The following is a 22883-nucleotide window of genomic DNA, read 5'->3' as shown; positions in this document are numbered from 1 at the left end:
TCAAGGCTTGCGCCCCACGATCACCGCACGCATGGGGGCAGGCAGGCCCTCGACTGTCTTGCTGTGGTCGGTGGGGTCCAGGTAGTCGCTCAGGGACTGAAAGCGCATCCACTCGGTGCTGCGTTGTTCGTCGACCGTCGTGTGGCTGACGTCGACGCAACGCACATCGGTGAAGCCGGCACGGCGCAGCCACAATTCCAGAGCAGGCACTGAAGGCAGGAACCAGACGTTGCGCATCTGCGCATAACGATCTTCCGGGACCAGCACCTGATGGACATCACCCGGCACTACCAGGGTTTCCATCACCAGCTCGCCGCCTTTTACCAGACAGTCTTTCAAGGCCAGCAGGTGGTCGATGGGGGATTTGCGGTGATACAGCACGCCCATCGAGAACACTGTGTCGAAGCCTTCAAGATTGGCGGGCAAGTCTTCCAGGGCGAACGGCAGATGCCAGGCGGGCAGGTCAGGCAGATAGCGCTGCATGGCCTGGAACTGACAGAAGAACAGCCAGTTGGGGTCGACCCCGATCACGCTGTCGGCCCCGGCGCCAAGCATGCGCCACTGGTAATAACCGTTACCGCAGCCGACATCCAGAACGCGTTTGCCCTTCAGGTCCAGGTGTGGCGAAACCCGCGACCACTTCCAGTCCGAGCGCCATTCGGTGTCGATATGCACGCCGAACACATTGAACGGCCCCTTGCGCCACGGTGACAGGCCCAGCAATGCCTTGCGCAGGACGGTGCGGGTCTCGCCGTTGCACTCGGCTTCCAGGGTAAAACTGTCGATCAGATCGATTCGCTCGGGCTGCAGGTCGGGCAAGGCATCCAGCGCACTTTGCCAGCGCTGCAGGTCACCGTGACCCTTGGCCATCTTGGTGTCGAGCTGGGCCTGCAGGCCATTGGCCCAATTGGCCAGAGGGGTTCCCGCCAGACGACGGACGAGGGGGGCAAGATCAATCATGGCAGGGCAATCAACGAGGTGAAGTTAAGGCATTGAAACCAGGGCACCACCTTGGAAAAACCTGCGGCGAGCAGGCGTTGGCGGTGTTCTTCGAGGCTGTCGGGTTTCATGACGTTTTCGATGGCGCTGCGCTTCTGGGCAATTTCCAGGTCGCTGTAGCCGTTGGCGCGTTTGAAGGCGATGTGCAGGTCGGTCAGCAGCGCCTGTTCTTGCGGGTCATCGAAGCGCAGCTTTTCCGAGAGAATCAGCGCGCCGCCGGGCACCAGTGCATCACGAATGCGCCCGAGCAATGCCAGGCGCTGGTCGGGAGCGATGAATTGCAGGGTGAAGTTCAGCGCCACCACCGAGGCCGGTTTGAACGCCAGCGCGAGGATGTCGCCTTCGAGCACCTGCACCGGCAACAACTCCTGAAACATGGAGTCCTGCGCGTTGAGGTATTCACGGCAACGCTCGACCATGGCACTGGAGTTGTCTATCGCGATGACCTCACAACCCTCACCGCGCACATGGCGGCGCAGGGCCTGGGTGACGGCGCCCAGAGAACTGCCCAGGTCATAGAGCACAGTGTTTGGCTGGGCAAATTGCGCGGCCAGGACACCGAGGTTTTCGACAATCGTCGGATAACCGGGCACCGAGCGTTTGATCATGTCCGGGAATACCCGCACCACGTCTTCGTTGAAGGCGAAGTCAGGTACCTGGGTCAGCGGCTGGGCGAAAATACGATCGGTTTCTTTGCTCACGGCGATTCCGGCGAAGGCTTTGAAAGGCGGGCATTCTAGCCAAGTTGCCGCCGGGATGCATGGTGCAGTACGTGCTGTCGGACAAGCCGCGCGCAACGCCTCACTTCACGCTGATGGCGCACTCGAAGGTCTGCTCCGGGGCGACTTCGGGTGCCCAGGGCTGCTGATAGACCATCATCAGCCGGCCGGTCCCGGCATCGGTGGCCTTGAAGCGCCAGACCGACTGCCCACCGTTGCCGACCATTTCCTTGCTCTCGGCGTTGGCATACACCTCAGGGCCCAGGCTGCGCAGGATGTTCTGGGCCGGGTTCTGGGTCAGCCAGCGAAAGCCGGTGGTCGGGTTGCTGGGCAGGGTCAGGATCAATGTCTGCCCGGACGTGAGTGTCAGCGGGCAGTCGCTTTGCGTGTCGATGGACACAATGTTTTTCGGCGTCTGAGCGCACGCCGTCAGCAGCGCAAGGCTCAGCGGGGCAATGAAACGGGCAGGGGTCATGGCAAGTTCCGGTATCGGGATACGAGGCGCAAGGATAACTGATCGGAGTTTTGTGGGGGAGTACGACGGGTGTCGCGCTGTGGATCGGACGCAGAGCGTCCAGAACTGCATTCTCACTCACGCTGGAGCGTGCGGAACGAGAGGCGCCCGATAGAACACCTCTTGTGCCAGTTCAGCGTGGGACCTGCGCAGTATCAATCTTTAGAACAACACCTTCACCACGTCGGCGAAGCGTTTGGCGAAGTGCACGGTAATGCCTTCCTTGAGATAGTCCGGCAGTTCTTCGAAGTTGCCACGGTTAGGCTCCGGCAGGATCAGTTCGTGGATCTTCTGACGCCGTGCGGCAATGACTTTTTCGCGGACGCCGCCGATGGGCAGTACATGCCCGGTCAGGGTCAGTTCGCCGGTCATGGCGACGCCTTTTTTCGGTGGCTGGTTGCGGGCCAGGGACAGCAAGGCGCTGGCCATGGTCACGCCCGCACTCGGGCCGTCTTTCGGGGTGGCACCTTCGGGAACGTGTACGTGCACGAACGCCTCATCGAAGAACTTCGCATCACCACCAAACTTCGACAGATTGGCGCTGACGTAGCTGTAGGCAATTTCGGCCGACTCCTTCATCACATCGCCCAATTGCCCGGTCAGCTTGAAGCCGCGGTTGAGCGTATGAATGCGCGTCGCCTCGATCGGCAGGGTAGCGCCGCCCATACTGGTCCAGGCCAGACCGGTGATCACGCCGGTGCCGGACAGCACCTGTTCGCTGCGGAACACCGGCATGCCCAGCGACGCTTCGAGGTCTTTCGGCCCGATCTTGATCACTGAATCGGGCTCGTCCAGCAGTTTCACGACAGCTTTGCGCACCAGCTTGCCAAGCTGTTTCTCCAGATGCCGCACACCGGCTTCGCGAGCGTAACCCTCGATGACGGCGCGCAGTGCGCTGTCGCTGATGCTCAGCTTGTTTTTCGCAACGCCGGCTTTCGCCAACTGCTTGAGCCACAAGTGGCGTTTGGCGATTGCCAGCTTCTCTTCGGTGATATAGCCGGACAGGCGAATCACTTCCATCCGGTCAAGCAGCGGGCCGGGGATCGAGTCCAGCGTGTTGGCCGTGCACACGAACAGGACCTTGGAGAGGTCCAGGCGCAGGTCCAGGTAGTGATCGAGAAACTCGACGTTCTGTTCCGGGTCCAGGGTTTCCAGCAGGGCAGACGCTGGGTCGCCCTGATAGCTCTGGCCCATCTTGTCGATTTCATCGAGCATGATGACCGGGTTCATGACTTCAACGTCTTTCAACGCCTGCACCAGCTTGCCCGGTTGCGCGCCGATATAGGTACGGCGGTGGCCCTTGATTTCCGCCTCGTCGCGCATGCCGCCCACGCTCAGGCGATAGAACGGTCGCCCCAGCGACTCGGCAATCGAGCGCCCGACACTGGTCTTGCCCACCCCCGGCGGGCCGACCAGCAGCACGATCGAGCCGCTGATTTCACCCTTGTAGGCACCCACTGCAAGGAATTCGAGAATCCGCGCCTTGATATCGTCAAGCCCGGCATGGTGCTGATCGAGTACCTTGCGTGCGTGCTTGAGATCCAGCTTGTCGGCGCCGTAGACGCCCCATGGCAACGAGCTGGTCCAGTCCAGGTAATTGCGTGTCACGGCGTATTCGGGCGAGCCGGTTTCCAGCACCTTGAGCTTGCCGATTTCTTCGTCGAACTTCTTGCGCGCCTGTGGCGGCAGGGTCTTGCCTTCCAGGCGCTGCTCGAACTGTTCGATGTCGGCGCTGCGATCGTCCTTGCTCAGGCCCAGCTCCTGCTGAATGACCTTGAGCTGTTCCTTGAGGAAGAACTGCCGCTGATGCTCGCCGATCTTGCGGTTCACCTCGGCAGAGATTTCCTTCTGCAGGCGTGCAACCTCGACTTCCTTGCGCAGCATCGGCAGGACTTTCTCCATGCGCCTGAGCATCGGCACGCAGTCGAGTACTTCCTGCAATTCGACACCGGTGGCCGAGGTCAGGGCAGCGGCAAAGTCGGTGAGCGGCGAGGGGTCATTGGGGCTGAAACGGTTGAGATAATTCTTCAGCTCTTCGCTGTACAGCGGGTTGAGCGGCAGCAGTTCCTTGATCGCGTTGATCAGGGCCATGCCGTAGGCCTTCACTTCATCGGTCGGCTCATTGGGCTGCTGCGGGTATTCGACTTCTACCAGATACGGCGGGCGATGATGCTTGAGCCAGGTACGGATGCGCACCCGGCTGAGGCCCTGCGCGACGAACTGTAAACGACCATTTTCACGACTGGCGTGGTGAACCTTGACCAGAGTGCCGTACTCGGGGAGTGCGTCAGTCTTGAAGTGGCGTGGATCTTCCTGCGGAGTGTCCATGAAGAACAGCGCCAGCGAATGATGCTCGGACTTGCTGACCAGCTCCAGCGTTTCGGCCCACGGCTCTTCATTGACGATGACAGGCAGGACCTGCGCCGGAAAGAACGGACGGTTGTGGATCGGAATGATGTAAACCTTGTCGGGCAGGTTCTGGCCGGGCAAGGCCAGCGAGGTGCTGTCGGAACTCAGAGACACGTCGTGCTCGTCTGCGTCATTGGGCAAGTCTGGCGAGTCTGTCTGCTGGTCGCTCATGGGGCACCTGAGAAGTTGAACATGGCTCTTAGATGGGGCAGCGGCTCTCAGGTTTCAATAGTCTTGGTCGATAGTCTGTAAAGCGGTTGGAAAACCGTTATTTATTAGCGGGCCTGTCAGGGCTGACAAGAACGGGCTTACTTCATTTACAGCGCTGCCGGTATGGGTTGAATCAGGCATGACCAACGTATTTATTTCTGCATTAGTGGCGGGACTGTGGATAGCATCGGCTGCAAACGCATCGGCTTCCAGCTTTACTGCCCAGGTAATGGACAAGGAAGGCAAGCCCCTTGCAGATGCGGTGGTAACGCTCAAAGGGCCGTCCGATCCTTCACCTATCGTGTTGAAGGCGTCAATGGACCAGCGTGATCAGGAGTTTGCACCACATGTACTGGCCGTCCACGCCGGCACCCAGGTCAAGTTTCCCAACAGCGACAACATCCGCCACCAGGTCTACTCCTTTTCTCCGGCCAAGCGCTTCGAGTTGCGGCTTTACGAGGGCGTGCCCTCGGATCCGCTGTTGTTCGACAAGCCCGGCGTGGTGGTGCTGGGCTGCAACATCCACGACTGGATGGTCGGTTACATCTACGTCACCGACGATTCATGGTTCGGCGTGACCGACAGAAACGGCCTGCTCAAGCTGGATCAGGTGCCGGCCGGGCATTATGCCGCCACCCTCTGGCATCCGCGCATCGCGGACATGCAGCCTGTATCGGGCGGCGAGTTCGAGGTGCCGGCGGCAGGCCTCACCCAGCGTTTCAACCTGGCGGTCGAAGTGGAGGCCGAGGACAAACCCGGCAAGCCCGCACCGGGCCGCTTCGGTGACGCCTTCCACGAGGCCACGCATGAATGAAATTTAAAGCCAGCTTTCAGGCGCGCATCGCCGGGGTTCTGATTGTCCTGTTGCTGATTGTCGTGAGTGCGGTTTATCTCGCCGTCAAGGTTGCAACGGGCGATGCGGTGCGTACTCAGGCCCAGGCACAACTGGAAGTGGGTAGCCGCGTGTTCGAACGGCTGATCGATCTGCGCGGCAAACGTCTGCGTGACACGGTGCAGTTGGTGGCCGCCGATTTTGGCTTTCGCGACGCCGTGGCCAGTGCCGATTCCTCGACCATTCGCTCGGTGTTGCTCAACCATGGCAAACGCATCAACGCCAGCGACATGTTCCTGCTGGGCATGGATGGCGTGGTGATTGCCAGCACCGTGCCGAAAGTCCCCGAGGGTTCCAGATTTGTCTATGACCAGGCCCTGCGCAACGCCAAACGTGCCGGTCAGTCAGTGCTCATTGTGCCCGGCGGCGGAGACCCTCATTTGCTGGTGGAGGCCACCGTTCTCGCGCCATTGCCGATCGGCCGCGTGGTCATGGGCTTTACCATCGACAGCGATATTGCCGAAGAACTGCGTTCGCTCAGCGGTCTGGAAGTGTCTTTTCTCACCGTAGAAGACGGTAAGACCGGTGATCTGATCAGTACCCAGCCAGCGGCCCTGCACGCGGGTTTGATCGAGCTGATGCGCAGCTCCTCGGAAGGCCAGATGTTGCTGACCGAGCAATCGAACCTTAACTTTCTCAGTCAGACCCTGATGCTCGCCAACACCAGCAATGGCGGCGACGGGCAGGTCATCGCGCTGTTGCAGAGCCCTCTGGACAAGGCCTATCAGGCATTCGCGCCACTGAATCAAAAGATCTTCTGGATTTCCATGGCCGCCCTGGTGGCCTCGCTGATCGGCACACTGGCGCTGGCGCGAAGCGTCTCGCTGCCGGTACGGGCCCTGGCCACGGCGGCCAAACGTATTGGTGATGGCGACTATAAAACGCCGGTCGCGCTGGTGCGTAGCGATGAACTCGGCATGCTCGCCGACGCGATCAACACCATGCAGCAGGGCATTGCCGTGCGCGAGGGGCAATTGGCCCACAACGCCCTGCACGACAATCTGACCGGGCTGCCCAACCGGGCGCTGGTGATGGAGCGTCTGGGCAGTTCGATTGCGGCACATCGCGGGGTTGCCCTGTTGTCTCTGAGCATCGAGAACCTCGCCACGATCAGCGAAAGCGTGAGCGCCGAAGGTGTTGACCAGTTGTTACGGCAGGCGGGTCAGCGCCTGCAAGGTAATCTGCGCGCCGGCGATACCGTGGCGCTTCTGGGGGCCAACGAGTTTCTGCTGCTACTGGACAACACGTCCAGCGCTGGCGCGGTGGGCATGGCAGACGCTGTGCAGCGTCTGCTCAGTGAGCCGCAGCGTATCGACAATCATGAGCTAGAGCTTGAGTGCTGCATTGGTATCACGGTCTACCCGGAACACGGTGATTCCGCCCAGGAATTGCTCAGCCGTGCGGCAATTGCCCGCAAGGATGCCACGTTCCTTCCCGGTCGCCTGCAGATCTATCAGGATGGACGTGACCTGGCCCACCAGCGGCAGATCACGCTCATTCGTGACCTGCGCAAGGCCGCGCAGAATGGCGAACTATCGCTGCATTACCAGCCCAAGCTGGATATTCGTCAGGGCTATGTGCGTCAGGCCGAAGCGTTGTTGCGCTGGGCTCATCCGCAGTTCGGCAGTGTCTCGCCCGCCGAATTCATCGTCCTCGCCGAGCGCACCGGAAGCATTTACCTGCTGACCAACTGGGTGATCGAAGAGGCAATGCGCCAGTTGGCCGTATGGCGCCAGCGCGGTCTGGTCCTGCAGGTGTCGGTGAACATTTCCGCTGATGACCTGCTGGGTGATGACCTGGTCGGCTATGTCGTGAAACTGCTCAAGCAATACGCCGTGCCTGCCGAACAACTGTTATTCGAGATCACCGAAAGTGCAGTCATGAGCGAACCGGAAAAGGCACTGATCGTCCTGCATCGCCTGCGCGATTGCGGCATCAGCCTGTCGATCGACGATTTCGGTACCGGTTACTCGTCATTGGCGCACTTGAAGCGTCTGCCCGTGCAGGAGCTGAAAATCGATCAGTCTTTCGTGCGCAACCTGGATGAAACCAGTGAAGACGCAGTGATCGTGCGGTCGACCATTGAAATGAGCCACAACCTCGGACTGAAGGTGGTGGCAGAGGGTGTCGAGTACCAACACAGCCTGGACCTGCTCCGGCGTTGGCACTGCGATACGGCCCAGGGTTACCTGATCAGTCGACCGCTGACCGCGTCGGCATTCGAGGCATGGATTGCCACGTACCAGGCGTCACCCGGTCTTATGGTGAATTAATTCATGTTGCACAAAACATCGCTGCTGTTAGGGTCTTTGCTGGTGGGTATGGCGGGCGTTGCTCCGACGCCCGCTTTGGGCGACAACGGCCGGTTGATCGCCACGGGCGGCGCGACCAGCATTGAAGGGAGCGCCGGCGGCGGCATAACCCCGTGGGCGGTGATCACCGGCTACAGCGAGCAAGGCGAGTGGGGTGCTACCGCCTTCGCCACGCACGTGAATCTGCCGGACTACAACCTTGATGTGGCAGGCCTGGCGGTCGCCTATGGCAATCGCGTGGAGTTTTCCTATGCGCATCAGCGTTTCGATATCAGCAACCTGCAGCACAGGCTCAGCCTGCCGGACGATAACCTCAGTCAGGACGTGTTCGGCGTCAAGGTACGGCTGTTCGGCGACCTGATCTACGAAAGCCTGCCGCAGGTTTCTCTGGGTGTGCAGTACAAGCATCAGAACGATTTCCTGATCCCCAGCCTGGTCGGTGCCCGGCGTGACTCGGATGTCGAAGGCTACCTGACGGCCAGCCGGTTGCTCATGGGCGCGGCATTCGGCTACAACGTCGTGGTCAACGGCGGCGTGCGTTACAGCCGCGCCAACGAAACCGGACTGTTGGGGTTTGGCGGCGATCGCCGCGACAGCCGCAGCCTGCTCAAGGAGGGTTCGGTGGCGGTGCTGTTCAATCCCCGCTGGGCGCTGGGCGTCGAATATCGCGAGAAGCCGGACAACCTGTCGTTTGCAGGCGAGAGTGACTGGGCCGATGTGTTTCTCGGCTATTTTCCCAACAAGCACCTGTCCGTGGTCCTGGCTTACGCCCGTTTGGGAGAAATCGCCACGCTGGACAACCAGAACGGTACCTATTTGTCTGTGCAGGGGAGTTTTTGATGAGGCGCTTGCTGATAGCCATGATGCTGACGCTGCTGGCCGGTTGCGCGCAGCAGCAACAACCACCCAAGGATGACAGCCTCTACCAGGACCTGGGTCAGCGTGCCGGTATCCAGCGCATCGTCGAAGGCATGCTGATAAACGTGGCCAGGGATCAGCGGATCGTCGAGCACTTCAGGAAAGTCGACATCGTGCGGCTGCGCGACAAACTGGTCGAGCAACTCTGCGTCGAGTCCGGCGGCCCGTGTCGCTATACCGGCGACAGCATGGCCGAGGCGCACAAGGGCCAGAACCTGACGCCCAGCGATTTCAACGCGCTGGTCGAAGACCTGATCGCCTCGATGGACACCGAAAAGGTCCCGGTCCCCGCACAAAACCGCCTCATCGCCCGTCTGGCACCGATGCGCGGCGAAGTGATCGGCAAGTAAGTCGTAGCCTGGATCTTAAGAAATAGAACGCTCGTGTAGGAGCGAACTTGTTCGCGAAGAGGGCGCTTGAGCAGCAGAAATGTTGTGAATGTACAGGCCCTTTCGCGGACAAGTCCGCTCCTACAGAAACCGGGTTTCACACCGAGTGCGAGTTGACTCGTTTGTAGCGTGGCATGCGCTGCCGGGCGCTACGAAATCGGACGCTTGTGCAGGCGCGAACTTGTTCGCGAAGAGGGCGTTTGGGCAGCAGAAATGTTGTGAATGTACAGGCCCTTTCGCGGACAAGTCCGCTCCTACAGAAACCGGGTTTCACACCGAGTGCGAGTTGACTCGTTTATAGCGTGGCATGCGCTGCCGGGCGCTACGAAATCGGACGCTTGTGCAGGCGCGAACTTGTTCGCGAAGAGGGCGTTGGGGCAGCAGAAATGTTGTGAATGTACAGGCCCTTTCGCGGACAAGTCCGCTCCTACAGAAACCGGGTTTCACATCGAGTGCGAGTTGACTCGTTTATAGCGTGGCATGCGCTGCCGGGCGCTACGAAATCGGACGCTTGTGCAGGCGCGAACTTGTTCGCGAAGAGGGCGTTTGGGCAGCAGAAATGTTGTGAATGTACAGGCCCTTTCGCGGACAAGTCCGCTCCTACAGAAACCGGGTTTCACACCGAGTGCGAGTTGACTCGTTTGTAGCGTGGCATGCGCTGCCGGGCGTTACGAAATCGGACGCTTGTGCAGGCGCGAACTTGTTCGCGAAGAGGGCGTTGGGGCAGCAGAAATGTTGTGAATGTACAGGCCCTTTCGCGGACAAGTCCGCTCCTACAGAAACCGGGTTTCACATCGAGTGCGAGTTGACTCTTTTATAGCGTGGCATGCGCTGCCGGGCGTTACGAAATCGGACGCTCCTGTAGGAGCGAACTTGTTCGCGAAGAGGGCGTTTGGGCAGCAGAAATGTTGTGAATGTACAGGCCCTTTCGCGGACAAGTCCGCTCCTACAGAAACCGGGTTTCACACCGAGTGCGAGTTGACTCGTTTATATAGCGTGGCAGCGAGAGTGATCCAGCCCACCTCAACTCAACCGCGTCAGATACCCCGGCACTTCCTGCTCCGGCAATACCGACAGGACTTTCAGGCGTTGCAGCATGCGCTGCCGGGCGCGCAGCAGGTGTTCCTTGAGGTTCAGGGCGGCGGCGTCGAAGGCACCGTGCAGCAGCAATTCGATGATCAGCCGATGTTCGGCCAGCATCGCTTCATCGGCGCCAATGCTCAGCAGGCGATAGAAAATCCGGTTGATGATCATCGGGCTCTGCGCCTGGCTGATCAGCATGGCGATCTTGCGGTTTTGCAGGCCGCCCAGGCATTGCTGATGCAGGTCGTCCTCAAGGCGCTCGATTTCCTCAAGGCTGCACTGTTCGGCGTTTTGCGCCTCGACGACCCTGGCCAGCATTGCCTCCAGGGTTTCGCGGCTCAGCTGTGGCGCCGTCTGGCGCAAGGCTTCGGGCTCAAGGCAGGCACGCAGTTCGTAGTCTTCAGTGATTTCCCGGGCCGTCAGCGGCCCCGCCAGCCATTGCGAGTAAGGCTCTTTTTCCACCAGGCCGCGATCGCGCAGACGCATCAGCGCCTCACGAACCACTGCGCGGCTCACTCCGTAATGCTGCGCGGCGCTCTGTTCATCCAGCCGGTAGTGACCAAACGCGATACAGGCCGACAATGCCGCACCGATCTCATCATGAATACGTTCGCCGAGCGGGCGGGTGTCGACCAGTTCTTCACTGCTGTCCAGCCCGAACTGCTTGTGGCTCAGGCTCAGGCGCAGCGGCTCGACTTCCTGCGCGTCAGGATTGACCAGATAACCCCGACCGTCGAAACGGCTGATCAAGCCTTCTTCATGCAGCAGATTGAGCGCCTTGCGCACCGGCACCCGGCTGGTGCCGAACAGTTCTGCCAGCGGTGCTTCAAGCAGTACCAGTCCATTGGCGGCCGCGCCCGAGACGATAGCGTTACGCAACACCTCGCGGATCATGGCGTAGCGCGACGCGGTGCGCGGGTCCTCTTCTGACATCGGTTTCATACACTTCTGGCGGTTGACGGACGATTCTCGCACAGAAGCGCTGTTGTCACCTTGGCACACGTCCTTATGCTCGTTCATGGGGCCCCCGTTACTTTTCTGCACTGAAATGTACCTTTTATAAAAGATACATTATTTCTTTATGACGATCTGGTGCGCCGGCGAAGCTTTATCGCAACTGATTGATGCCTTTGCAAAAAGGTTTCTAGTACGGCGGTTCCAGCGCGAAAGGGCCATCAGCTCGATCGGGTCAGGGCGTCGCGACGTGCAGATTGGCATGGAACCTGCCTTTGTTAAATGTACATTTTATTAATAAGTACATTTTTAAAGGTGTGATGTGCATGACCGATACCGGGAGTCACAGCGTTACCCGTGATGCCTGCGCACTGGCCGAGGATTTTGCTCAGGGGCGCAGTGACCCTGTGCAGGCTCTGGACAAGGCACTGCAACAGGCAGAAACCGCCGATCATGTGTTCATTTCCATGAGTATCGAACGGGCACGTCGGGAAGCTGAAGCGTCTGCGGCCCGCTGGCAGCAAGGGCAGCCATTGAGCCCCTTCGACGGCGTGCCCATCGCCTGGAAGGATCTTTTCGACGTGGCAGGCAGCGTCACAACCGCCGGTGCCGCGGTGCGCAACAACCTTTCGCCCGCGCTGCTGGATGCGCCGAGTGTCGGGCTGCTGGCAAGGTCCGGGATGGTCAGCCTGGGCAAGACCAACCTCAGTGAATTCGCTTATTCAGGGCTGGGCCTGAACCCGCATTTCGGCACGCCGATCAACCCCAACAGCGACAGCTCGCCGCGCATTCCGGGCGGTTCGTCTTCGGGTTCGGCAGTCGCCGTGGCCAACGGAACAGTACCGATTGCAATGGGCACCGATACCGCCGGTTCTATTCGTGTGCCGGCAGCGCTCAATGGCCTGGTGGGGTTTCGCAGCACCAGCCGCCGCTACAGCCGCGACGGCGTTTTCCCGCTGGCGCTGACGCTGGACAGCGTCGGGCCACTGACCCGCAGCGTGCGCGACGCTCTGGTGATTGACGATCTGCTCTGTGCGCGCAGCAAACCTTCATCGCTGATACCACGCAGCCTGGCCGGTCAGCGTTTTCTGCTCGATCAGGCGGTGCTGGAAGACGAGCGGGTCACGCCGGCCGTTCGCGACAACCTGTTACGTGCCGTCGAAGCCTTGCGTGCAAGTGGCGCGCTGATCGAGGTCAAGCCTTGCCAGGCATTTCAGGCCACCTTGCTGTTGATCCAGCAACAGGGCTGGCTTGGCGCAGCCGAAGCGTTCGCGCTGCATCAGGCGTTGCTCGACAGCGACGCCGCCAGCCAGCTCGACCCCAGGGTTCGCAAGCGCCTGGAGGCCGCCCGTTCCATGCCGGCCAGCCTGCTGGTCAATCTGTATGCCGCGCGCGAGCGCTTGCAGGAGCAGTTGACCCTCGAACTGGACGGCGCGCTGCTGATTACCCCGACCGTGGCCCATGTGGCGCCGCCGCTCGTACCGCTGCTCAAGGACGACGATCTGTTCGTTCAAACCAACCTCGCCACGCTACGCCTGACCATGCCCGGCAGCCTGCTGAACATGCCCGGCGTGTCATTGCCCAGCGGCCGCGATGCCTCGGGCCTGCCCACCGGGCTGTTGCTCAGCGCACCGGCAGGCGAAGACGCACGGCTGCTGCGTGCGGCGCTGACCGTGGAGTCATTGATCGCAGCCCCTTGAACACGTTTTGCAATGCCAACCGGCCCGCGTGCCGTACCGCGCGAAACCGATCTGATTAACCCGTGGGAGAACAACGATGGCCAAAGAAATTCTGTGTGCGTTTGGTGTGGATGTGGATGCCGTTGCCGGCTGGCTGGGCTCCTATGGTGGCGAGGATTCGCCGGACGACATTTCCCGCGGCCTGTTCGCCGGTGAAGTCGGCGCGCCGCGTCTGCTCAAGCTGTTCGAGCGTTACGGTCTGCGCACCACCTGGTTCATTCCGGGGCACTCCATGGAGACCTTCCCCGAGCAGATGAAAGCCGTGGCGGATGCCGGGCATGAAATCGGTGTGCATGGTTACAGCCATGAAAACCCGATTGCGATGACCCCGGAGCAAGAGGAGATCGTCCTCGACAAGTCCATTGACCTGATCACGCAAATGACCGGCAAACGTCCGACCGGCTATGTCGCGCCATGGTGGGAGTTCAGCAACGTCACCAACGAGCTGCTGCTCAAGAAAGGCATCAAGTATGACCACAGCCTGATGCACAACGACTTCCACCCTTACTACGTTCGGGTGGGCGACAAGTGGACCAAAATCGATTACAGCCAACATCCGGATACCTGGATGAAGCCTCTGGTGCGTGGCGAAGAAACCGATCTGGTGGAAATCCCGGCCAACTGGTACCTGGACGATCTGCCGCCAATGATGTTCATCAAGAAGGCGCCGAACAGCCACGGTTTCGTCAACCCTCGGCACCTGGAAGAAATGTGGCGCGACCAGTTCGACTGGGTCTATCGCGAACATGAACACGCTGTATTCACCATGACCATTCACCCGGACGTGTCTGGTCGCCCGCAAGTGCTGCTGATGCTGGAGCGCTTGATCGAGCACATTCAAAGCCATGCTGGCGTCAAGTTCGTCACTTTCGACGAGATTGCCGACGACTTCGTGCGTCGCAACCCCCGTACCCGCTGATTCATTGCCCTGTCCGAGGCGTCACTCATGTCCATTTACAATAAGCTCGACCTGACCGGCTGGAAACCTGAGCAACTGACTCCGGAGCAAGTACGGTTCGCCACATGGATTGCGTTTTTCGCGTGGGTGTTTGCGGTATATGACTTCATTCTGTTTGGCACGCTGTTACCGGAAATCGGTCGGCATTTCAGCTGGAGTGAGGTCGAACAGGCCGAAATCGCGACCTGGGTCGCAGTCGGCACCGCGGTGGTGGCTCTGGCCATCGGCCCGCTGGTAGATCGCCTGGGACGGCGCGTGGGTATCATTTTTACCGTGAGTGGCTCGGCGATCTGCTCGGCGCTCACGGCCATCGGCGGAGCGTGGGGCAAGTCGCCCCTGATCCTCATTCGTTCGCTGGGCGGTCTGGGTTATGCAGAGGAAACGGTCAACGCGACCTACCTGAGCGAAATCTATGCTGCATCCGACGACCCGCGACTGACCAAGCGCCGTGGCTTCATCTACAGCCTGGTGCAGGGCGGCTGGCCGGTCGGTGCGCTGATCGCGGCCGGTCTGACGGCGGTGCTGTTGCCGGTCATCGGCTGGCAGGGTTGCTTCGTCTTTGCTGCGATCCCGGCCATCGTCATCGCGATCCTGGCGCGCAAGCTCAAGGAGAGTCCGCAGTTTCAGATCCATCAACGCATCACCCAATTGCGCAAGAAGGGCGACCTCAGCCAGGCGAAGGCCGTGGCGCAGACTTACGGGGTGGATTACGAAGAACACAGCAAGGCCGGTATCGGCGCTGCCTTTCGCGGTTCGTCGCGTCGCGCGACCCTGGTGATCGGTGCTGCGATCCTGCTCAACTGGGCGGCCATTCAGGTGTTCAGTGTGCTGGGTACGACGGTGATCGTCAGCGTCCACCACATCTCGTTCGAGAACTCGCTGATCATTCTGGTGCTGTCCAACCTGGTGGGCTATTGCGGCTACCTGTGTCACGGCTGGATGGGTGACCGGATCGGTCGCCGTAATGTCATCGGCCTCGGCTGGATGTTCGGCGGCCTGGCGTTTGCCGGCATGCTTTACGGGCCAAGCAACATGGTGACGGTGGTCGGCTTGTACAGCCTGGGGCTGTTCTTCCTGATCGGCCCTTACTCGGCGGCATTGTTCTTCATCAGCGAAAGCTTCCCGACCAGCATTCGTGCCACGGGCGGCGCAATCATCCATGCCATGGGCCCGCTCGGTGCCGTGGTCGCAGGCTTTGGTGCCACATCGGTACTGAGCGCCGGCGGCGACTGGCAGACCTCGGCGTTGTACTTCGGCGCAGTGCCTTGCTTCCTGTCGGGTGCGCTGATGTTCGCGGCTAAACACGTGCGACCTGAAACGGTGAAATGAGGAGCAGCACATGACGCGTAAAGTTGCAGTGATAACCGGTGCCGCCAGTGGCATTGGTCAGGCCCTGGCAGTGGCTTTTGCCCGCCAGGGGGTGGCGGTGGCAGGCGGGTTCTATCCGGCTGATCCGCATGATCCGGACGAAACCCGCAGGCTGGTGGCGGAGGCGGGCGGCGAATGCCTGATGCTGCCACTGGACGTGACCTTCACCGAGTCGGTCGATGACCTGGCCGCGCAGGCGGTCAAGGCATTCGGCCGCATCGACTACGCGGTTGCCAATGCCGGATTGTTGCGCCGCGCGCCGTTGCTGGAAATGACCGACGAGCGCTGGAACGAGATGCTCGACGTCGACCTGACCGGCGTGATGCGTACCTTCCGCGCCGCCGTCCGGCACATGGGTGAGGGCGGGGCGCTGGTGGCGATTTCCTCGATTGCCGGCGGTGTGTATGGCTGGCAGGACCATTCCCATTACGCAGCGGCCAAGGCCGGCGTACCTGGGCTGTGCCGGTCACTGGCGGTGGAGCTCGCCCCGAAGGGCATCCGTTGCAACGCGGTGATTCCCGGCTTGATCGAGACGCCGCAATCGCTGGACAGCACGAACTCGCTGGGGCCGGAAGGTCTGGCGCAGGCGGCCAAAGCCATCCCGCTGGGCCGGGTCGGTGGAGCGGATGAAGTCGCTGCGCTGGTGCGTTTTCTGTGCAGCGATGAAGCCAGTTACCTGACCGGGCAAAGCATCGTGATCGACGGTGGCCTGACCGTGCGCTGGCCCGAGTAGATCGATTCGGATCGGGAGCGTGCTCGCGAAGCGTTCAGTACAGACGCCGGGAATGGCGTGCCAGTGACTGAGCGTTCGCGAGCCATACGCCGTGATCCCCAAATCAACCAAGGAATCCGACCCCATGCAGCAACTCAAACAAAAGCGCGCAGTGATCACCGGAGCCGGCAGTGGCATCGGCGCAGCCATCGCCCGCGCCTATGCGGCTGAAGGCGCGCGTCTGGTGCTGGGCGACCGAGACGCCGACAGCCTGGCGAAGATCGCTGCAGAGTGCCGCCAGCTTGGCGCCCAGGTTCAGGAATGCGTGGCCGATGTCGGCAGCGTCGACGGCGCGCAAGCCAGCGTCGATGCCTGTGTCGAACAGTTCGGAGGTATCGACATTCTGGTCAACAACGCGGGCATGCTGACCCAGGCACGTTGCGTCGACCTGACCCTCGATATGTGGAACGACATGCTGCGTATCGACCTGACCAGCGTCTTTGTGGCCAGCCAGCGTGCATTGCCGCACATGATTGCCCAGCGCTGGGGGCGCATCATCAATGTCGCTTCGCAACTGGGTATCAAGGGCGGTGCCGAACTGACCCATTACGCCGCCGCCAAGGCCGGGGTGATCGGTTTCAGCAAGTCCCTGGCGCTGGAAGTCGCCAAGGACAACGTGCTGGTCAACGCCATTGCGCCCGGTCCTATCGAAACCCCACTGGTCGCCGGGATCAGCAGCGCCTGGAAAACCGCCAAGGCTGCCGAGTTGCCGCTGGGCCGCTTCGGTCTGGCCGAAGAGGTCGCCCCGGTGGCGGTGCTACTGGCCAGCGAGCCGGGTGGCAATCTGTTCGTCGGTCAGACACTGGGCCCAAATTCCGGCGACGTCATGCCATGAGCAAACAGCCGGAGAACACCTGATGTGTGGATTGTGCGGGCTGTTGGGAGAGGACGTGCACTGGAGCGATCCGCTGGCGGCAGAACTGCCCCGGCGGCGTGAGCGCTTGCGGCGTATTGCTGCCATCAACAAGGTGGTCGCGCCGTTTCGTCTGAAGGTCGAAGATTTTCAGGGCGTTTCCTATCTTCTGCTCGGGGCCACCGGCAAGCAGGAACTGGCGACCGGTCTGGAGCAGCTCTGGCAGAAGGCCGAGTTGCTGATCGGCCGACCGCTGGATCCGCTTGATTCAGGTCTGCTTGATCATCTGCAGAGGTCATCATGAGCATTGCCCTGAATGTGATTACCGGCTTTCTCGGCAGCGGCAAGACCACATTGCTCAAACGCCTGCTGGCCGATGAAAACATGGGCGACACCGCACTGCTGATCAACGAATTCGGCGATGTCGGTATCGATCATCTGCTGGTTGAAGAGGTCGCACCGGACACCGTGCTGCTGCCCAGCGGTTGTGTCTGTTGCACCGTTCGCGGTGAATTGAAAGACGCGCTGCTCGGTCTTCTGGAGCGGCGTAATCGAGGTGAAATTCCTGCGTTTCGCCGGGTGATTCTGGAGACTACCGGCCTGGCCGATCCGGCACCGATTCTCACCACGCTGAGCAACGACCCGCAACTGCGCGGGCGTTTTCATATCGGCCTGATCGTCACGCTGGTGGACGCCTGCCACGCGACGCTGCAAGAGCGTCTGCATCCGGAGTGGCTGGCGCAGGTCGCGGCGGCGGACCGGCTGCTGTTGAGCAAGACCGATCTGGTCGACGAGTCGGTGCTGGATGGCCTGCGCGAGCATCTGCAAGCACTGAATTTTTCTGCGCCGCTGCTGGATACGGCGGATGTCCACAGCGGCGATCAGTTGTTGCTGGGCGAGGGCATGCGCAGCGACGAACCGGCCGCTGAAGTGACGCGCTGGCAACTGCACCGGGTACTGTCGACCTCCGCGCGGCATGGTGATGCGCAAGTCTGTTGCCTGACGTTCGAGCGCCCTCTGGACTGGGTCGGCTTCGGGGTGTGGCTGTCGATGCTGTTAAGATGCCACGGTGAACGAATCCTCCGCGTCAAAGGGCTGCTCAACGTGAACGACAATCAGGCTCCCATCGTGATTCATGGTGTGCAGCATTGCCTGCATGCGCCGGTGCACCTTGCCGCCTGGCCGGGCGAGGATCGCACCTCACGGCTGGTGTTCATCCTGCGCGGTCTCGATCCCGATCTGCTGCGTCGTTCGTTTGAAGTCTTCTCCGGCAGCTTCGCGCCGCCGCTCGGCGAGTCTTCAGCATGACCATCACCTTGCGTGTGCTGGGCACCTCCGTGACCCTGCTGGAGTCTTTGCGTGAGCGGGCCGAGCAGGAGCTGGGGATCAAGCTGGTCTACCAGATTCACGACGTGCAAACCGCGCAACGCATCGCGGTCATGCAGCCAGACAGCTACGACCTTTACGATCAGTGGTTTCATAACGTCGATTTCGTCTGGCCTGCGCGGGCGATTCAACCCATCGACACGCGGCGCATCGCGCTGTGGCACGAAATCAACGACCTGCCCAAGCAGGGCCGGCTGCGGCCTACCGATCAGCCTGGTAGCGGCAGTGTGCCCAGCGAGCGTTTGTTCGTGCAGCACGACGGCAGCCTGGGCAGTGCGGTGACCGAGCGCATCAGCATGTTGCCGCTGACCCATAACGCCGACAGCTTCGCCTATCGCCCCGAGCGCTTGCCGGATGGCTTGAGCTCTGCGGACGAAAGCTGGGGCTGGTTGCTCGACCCTGTATGGGGCGGGCGCATCGCCTTGCAGAGTGACGCGGCCATCGGCGCGCTGGATGCCGCCCTGGCTGTGCAGGGGGCGGGGCTGGCGAGCTTCAAGGACATCGGCAACATGAGCATCGAAGAGATCGATCGGCTCGCTGATGTGCTGGTGCGCAAACAGCAGCAAGGGCATTTTGGTGCGTTCTGGTCAGGTGACGAAGAAGCCGCCGAACTGATGCTCAGCCCGAACATCGATATTCAGAGCCTCTGGTCACCGACCCTGGTCAGGCTGCACCGTGCGGGGGTCAAGTACCGCGTGGCGGTGCCCAAGGAAGGTTATCGCGGCTGGTTTGGCGGGCTTTCCCTGTCACGTCACGCCAAGGGTCCGGTGCTGGATGCCGCCTATGCGTACCTGAACTGGTGGCTGTCGGGCTGGCCCGGCGCAGTGATGGCGCGGCAGGGCTATTACATTGGCAACCCGGCACGCAGCCGTGATCACCTCAGCGCTGCCGAATGGGATTACTGGTACGCCGGCCTGCCTGCCCGCGAACAACTGCTCGGCAGCGACGGCTTGCCGCTGATCGACGCCGGAGAGGTCCGCGACGGCGGCTCCTACGAAGAACGCATGGGCCACATCGCCGTGTGGAATTCGGTCATGAACGAGCACAACTACCTGGTCCGCCGCTGGAACGACATCCTGCGCGCCAGTGACAAAAGCAGCGCCAAAGCGCGCTAGCCATAGGCACTGGGGAGCGGACGCAGAACGTGCGCAACGGTAATCGTGTGAACCCTATCGTGCCAATGCTCCGCGTTGACATGCATTTCGTGACGCTCCGCGTCACAGATCTGCGCCGCATATTCAAGAGAGGACGCAGAGCGTCCGGAACGGCATTCCCACGCTGGAGCGTGCGCAACGATAGTCGTGTGAACACTATCGTGCCAATGCTCCGCGTTGGCATGCATTTCGTGACGCTCCGCGTCACAGATCTACGCCGCGCCGTACATTCACGAGAGGACGCAGAGCGTCCAGAACGGCATTCCCACGCTGGAGCGTGCGGAACGATGATCGTGTGAACCCTATCGTGCCAATGCTCCGCGTTGGCATGCATTTCGTGACGCTCCGCGTCACAGATCTGCGCCGCGCCGCATATTCAAGAGAGGACGCAGAGCGTCCGGAACGGCATTCCCACGCAGAGCGTGCGGAACGATAGTCGTGTGAACCCTATCGTGCCAATGCTCCGCGTCACAGATCTGCGCTGCGCCGCACACTCAAGAGAGGACGCAGAGCGTCCGGAACGGCATTCCCACGCTGGAGCGTGCGCAACGATAATCGTGTGGGAGAGCGCACAGATCCGCAGCCCGGCCTGGTAGCTGGCGCCACTGAAATCAAGTTTCAGTGGCGACAAAAAAAAGCGGCTACCTCTCGGTAGCCGCTTTTCATTGACCTCAGCAACGCATTACTTCGGCAGTTTGAACGCCATCACGTAGTCACCCTGTTTGGTGCCCAGTGAGCCGTGACCGCCTGCAACGACCAGCACGTATTGCTGACCGTCCTTGCCGGTGTAGGTCATCGGGGTGGTTTGCGCACCTGCTGGCAGGCGGGCTTCCCACAACTGCTTGCCGTTACGCACGTCATAAGCACGCAGGTACTGGTCAAGCGTAGCGCTCATGAACGCCAGGCCGCTGGCGGTTGTGAACGTACCACCCAGGCTTGGAACGCCCATGGTCAGCGGAAGCGGGATCGGCGAGCTGTCGCGCACGGTGCCGTTCTTGTGCATCCAGATGGTTTTTTGGGTGGTCAGGTCGACAGCCGCCACGTAACCCCATGCAGGTGCCTGGCAAGGCAGGCCCATCGGCGACAGCAGTGCTTCCAGGATCACACCATAAGGCGCGCCCTTGTTCGGCTGTACGCCTTCGGTTTCGCTCTTGCGGCCCGGGCCGCCTTCAACTTCGGCAGAAGGCACCAGCTTCGAACGGAAAGCCATGTAGTTAGGATTGACGAAGGCGATCTGACGCACCGGGTCGACGGAAATACCACCCCAGTCGAACACACCGAAGTTGCCCGGATAAACGATCGAACCCTGCAGCGAAGGCGGGGTGAACGGACCATCGTAGCGCAGCGACTTGAAGTCGATCCGGCACATCATCTGGTCAAACGGTGTCACGCCCCACATGTCGCGCTCTTTAAGCGGCGGCGGCATGAAGTTCAGGTCGGACTTGGGCTGGGTTGGCGAGGTGTGATCACCCGCGACAGCGCCTTGCGGGACCGGCACTTCATTGATCGGCACGATCGGTTTGCCGGTGCTACGGTCCAGGACGTAGATGCTGCCCTGCTTGGTCGACGCCAGTACGGCGGGTTTGATGCCGTCAGCGGTTTTCATGTCCAGCAGGGTCGGCTGACCACCGACGTCCATGTCCCACAGGTCGTGGTGAGTGAACTGGTAGTCCCAGCGCACGCGGCCGGTTGCGATGTCCAGTGCAACCAGGCCCGCGCTGTACTTCTCGGACTCTGGCGTACGGTCGCCGCCCCACTGGTCAGGCGTCTGGTTACCCATCGGCAGGTAGATCATGCCGAGCTTTTCATCGACGCTGAACATGGACCACATGTTCGGCGAGTTGCGCGTGTAGATCTTGCCTTCGGCAATCGGCGCAGTTTCTTCCGGATTGCCGCTGTCCCAGTTCCACACCAGACGGCCAGTGTGTACGTCATAGGCGCGGATCACGCCGGACGGCTCGTCCATGGAAACGTTGTCAGTGACGTGGCCACCGATAATCACCAGGTCCTTGGTGACCGCCGGTGGCGACGTGGAGTAGTAGCCGCCCGGAGCGAAGGTGCCCATGTTGGCGGTCAGGTCAACCGAACCCTTGTTGCCGAAGTCTTCGCACATCTTGCCGGTGTCGGCGTTCAGCGCGATCAGACGGGTGTCGGCAGTCGGCAGGAAGATTCTGCGCGGGCAGGCAGCACTGGCAGTGGCCGTGCCGTCGGCAGCCGGGACCGTCGGGCTTTGCGCCGGGGTGCTGGCGGCATAGGCAGCGTCGTCATGATAGGTGACGCCACGGCAGGTCATGTGCGCCCAACCCTTGAAGTTGGCAGCGTTCTGAGTGCTGAGCTTCGGATCGAAGCGCCAGATTTCCTTGCCCGAATCCGGGTCAAGGGCGATCACCTGACTGTGCGGCGTGCACACGTAGAGCATGCCGTTGACCTTGAGCGGGGTGTTCTCGGCAGTGGTTTCACCTGGGTCATTCGGCCCCGGAATGTCACCCGTGCGATAGGTCCAGGCCGGCTCCAGCTTGTTGACGTTTTCCGGCGTGATCTGCGCCAGTGGCGAGTAGCGGTCACCGAACGCGGTGCGGCCGTAGGACTGCCAGTCGCCGTCAGGCATCGCTGGGGCGGTGTTGGTCGTGCCAGCCGTCTCGCGATCCAGTTGGCCTTCGATACGACCCGGATTGGTGAACTGGCTTGCCAGTGCGGTCAGGCCGGCCAGCACCACAGCGATGCTCAGTGCACCGGTGCCCATGCGTGCCGGACCGTTGCGCAGTAGCGGCTCGCGGAACCATGGCAGCAGCAACACGATACCCAGGGCGAACCACAGCGCCAGGCGTGGCACCAATTGCCACCAGTCGAGGCCGACTTCCCACAACGACCAGACCGTGCTCGCGAACAGCAGCAGTGCATAAAGGCCCAGCGCAGCCGCACGACCAGTGATCAGCAGCACGCCGGTCACGGCAAAGCCGATACCGGCCAGCAGGTAATACAACGAGCCATCCAGTTGCAGCAGTCGGGCGCCACCGACCAGCAACGCCAGCCCCATCAACAGGATCACCAGCCCGAGCAGGGTCGGTAACAGGCGATTTCTATTTGAAGCACTGTCAGTGCTCATAATGCGAATCTCCGCGAGAAGTAAGTAATTGACATCTTGTTTTAAGCATCGCCTGCCTTGGCGCCATTCCTTGAAGCTGCTTGTTGAGACGAATCGCCGACGGTGGAATTAAACCGTCAGGCAGAGCGCGGTTGCACGTTCGGTCGCG

Annotated in this window: 18 protein-coding genes; 12 read left to right on the top strand and 6 right to left on the bottom strand. The window is 61.1% G+C overall.

What is annotated here, in order from left to right; translation table 11 throughout:
* The 4 genes from cmoB to lon all read right to left on the bottom strand — a co-directional run bounded on the left by cmoB (position 1) and on the right by lon (position 4812).
* Complete coding sequence (gene cmoB / locus KBY08_RS05215; protein WP_024660709.1) at positions 1 to 960, bottom strand: tRNA 5-methoxyuridine(34)/uridine 5-oxyacetic acid(34) synthase CmoB; 960 nt, start codon at positions 958 to 960, stop codon at positions 1 to 3.
* A complete protein-coding gene (cmoA, locus tag KBY08_RS05210; protein ID WP_003405350.1) occupies positions 957 to 1700 on the bottom strand; it encodes a carboxy-S-adenosyl-L-methionine synthase CmoA in 744 nt (247 codons plus the stop codon). The genes cmoB and cmoA overlap by 4 nt, the downstream gene beginning before the upstream one ends.
* Positions 1701 to 1800: 100 nt before the next feature.
* Positions 1801 to 2193 (bottom strand): protease inhibitor I42 family protein, encoded by a 393-nt coding sequence (locus KBY08_RS05205; RefSeq protein ID WP_003405351.1) that lies wholly within the window; start codon positions 2191 to 2193, stop codon positions 1801 to 1803.
* Positions 2194 to 2394: 201 nt separating this feature from the next.
* The gene (gene lon / locus KBY08_RS05200) at positions 2395 to 4812 is read right to left on the bottom strand and encodes an endopeptidase La (protein ID WP_024642772.1); all 2418 of its coding nucleotides are present in this window, start codon (positions 4810 to 4812) and stop codon (positions 2395 to 2397) included.
* Positions 4813 to 4990: 178 nt separating this feature from the next.
* Between lon and KBY08_RS05195 the strand changes: the two genes are divergently transcribed.
* Genes KBY08_RS05195 through KBY08_RS05180 form a run of 4 tightly spaced genes read left to right on the top strand, consistent with a single transcriptional unit; the run spans position 4991 to position 9323 of the window.
* The gene (locus KBY08_RS05195; protein WP_024639458.1) at positions 4991 to 5665 is read left to right on the top strand and encodes a methylamine utilization protein; all 675 of its coding nucleotides are present in this window, start codon (positions 4991 to 4993) and stop codon (positions 5663 to 5665) included.
* The gene (locus KBY08_RS05190) at positions 5662 to 8016 is read left to right on the top strand and encodes a putative bifunctional diguanylate cyclase/phosphodiesterase (RefSeq protein WP_024642773.1); all 2355 of its coding nucleotides are present in this window, start codon (positions 5662 to 5664) and stop codon (positions 8014 to 8016) included. The genes KBY08_RS05195 and KBY08_RS05190 overlap by 4 nt, the downstream gene beginning before the upstream one ends.
* A gap of 3 nt (positions 8017 to 8019) precedes the next feature.
* Positions 8020 to 8895 (top strand): DUF3034 family protein, encoded by an 876-nt coding sequence (locus KBY08_RS05185; protein ID WP_003405355.1) that lies wholly within the window; start codon positions 8020 to 8022, stop codon positions 8893 to 8895.
* A complete protein-coding gene (locus KBY08_RS05180; protein WP_003405356.1) occupies positions 8895 to 9323 on the top strand; it encodes a group I truncated hemoglobin in 429 nt (142 codons plus the stop codon). The genes KBY08_RS05185 and KBY08_RS05180 overlap by 1 nt, the downstream gene beginning before the upstream one ends.
* A 1062-nt stretch (positions 9324 to 10385) precedes the next feature.
* Here KBY08_RS05180 and KBY08_RS05175 read toward each other — a convergent pair.
* Positions 10386 to 11378, bottom strand: a complete 993-nt coding sequence (locus KBY08_RS05175; RefSeq protein WP_371834307.1) for a GntR family transcriptional regulator — start codon at positions 11376 to 11378, stop codon at positions 10386 to 10388.
* A 347-nt stretch (positions 11379 to 11725) separates the two neighbouring features.
* On the opposite strand from KBY08_RS05175, the gene KBY08_RS05170 reads away from it, so the two are divergent.
* From KBY08_RS05170 to KBY08_RS05135, 8 genes are all read left to right on the top strand, one after another.
* On the top strand, positions 11726 to 13099 hold the full coding sequence (locus tag KBY08_RS05170) for an amidase (protein WP_024639275.1): 1374 nt from the start codon (positions 11726 to 11728) through the stop codon (positions 13097 to 13099).
* A 76-nt stretch (positions 13100 to 13175) separates the two neighbouring features.
* Positions 13176 to 14057: a polysaccharide deacetylase family protein gene (locus KBY08_RS05165; protein ID WP_002554892.1), complete on the top strand. Its 882-nt coding sequence runs from the start codon at positions 13176 to 13178 to the stop codon at positions 14055 to 14057.
* Between the two features lie 27 nt (positions 14058 to 14084).
* Complete coding sequence (locus KBY08_RS05160) at positions 14085 to 15425, top strand: MFS transporter (RefSeq protein ID WP_011268749.1); 1341 nt, start codon at positions 14085 to 14087, stop codon at positions 15423 to 15425.
* A gap of 10 nt (positions 15426 to 15435) precedes the next feature.
* Positions 15436 to 16197, top strand: a complete 762-nt coding sequence (locus KBY08_RS05155) for an SDR family NAD(P)-dependent oxidoreductase (protein WP_096135700.1) — start codon at positions 15436 to 15438, stop codon at positions 16195 to 16197.
* 124 nt (positions 16198 to 16321) lie between these two features.
* Positions 16322 to 17071 carry an SDR family NAD(P)-dependent oxidoreductase gene (locus KBY08_RS05150; RefSeq protein ID WP_003412971.1) on the top strand — a complete coding sequence of 250 codons (750 nt, stop codon included), beginning with the start codon at positions 16322 to 16324 and terminating at the stop codon, positions 17069 to 17071.
* A 22-nt stretch (positions 17072 to 17093) separates the two neighbouring features.
* Entirely contained in the window at positions 17094 to 17393 is a 300-nt protein-coding gene (locus KBY08_RS05145) for a hypothetical protein (RefSeq protein WP_003405362.1), read from the top strand.
* Positions 17390 to 18397 (top strand): CobW family GTP-binding protein, encoded by a 1008-nt coding sequence (locus tag KBY08_RS05140; protein WP_011268747.1) that lies wholly within the window; start codon positions 17390 to 17392, stop codon positions 18395 to 18397. The genes KBY08_RS05145 and KBY08_RS05140 overlap by 4 nt, the downstream gene beginning before the upstream one ends.
* Complete coding sequence (locus KBY08_RS05135) at positions 18394 to 19590, top strand: ABC transporter substrate-binding protein (RefSeq protein ID WP_003405364.1); 1197 nt, start codon at positions 18394 to 18396, stop codon at positions 19588 to 19590. Before KBY08_RS05140 ends, KBY08_RS05135 begins: the two co-directional genes overlap by 4 nt.
* A 721-nt stretch (positions 19591 to 20311) precedes the next feature.
* Here the strand turns inward: KBY08_RS05135 and KBY08_RS05130 are convergent.
* Positions 20312 to 22735, bottom strand: coding sequence for a glucose/quinate/shikimate family membrane-bound PQQ-dependent dehydrogenase (locus tag KBY08_RS05130; protein WP_057457071.1), 2424 nt, complete (start codon positions 22733 to 22735; stop codon positions 20312 to 20314).
* Positions 22736 to 22883: the final 148 nt, after the last annotated feature.

Origin of the sequence: Pseudomonas sp. P135, from assembly GCF_020312125.1 — a bacterium.
Classification (GTDB): Bacteria; Pseudomonadota; Gammaproteobacteria; order Pseudomonadales; family Pseudomonadaceae; genus Aquipseudomonas; species Aquipseudomonas fragariae.
The sequence above is the reverse complement of the archived record's forward strand: the minus strand, read 5'-3'. Positions and strand labels throughout refer to the sequence as shown.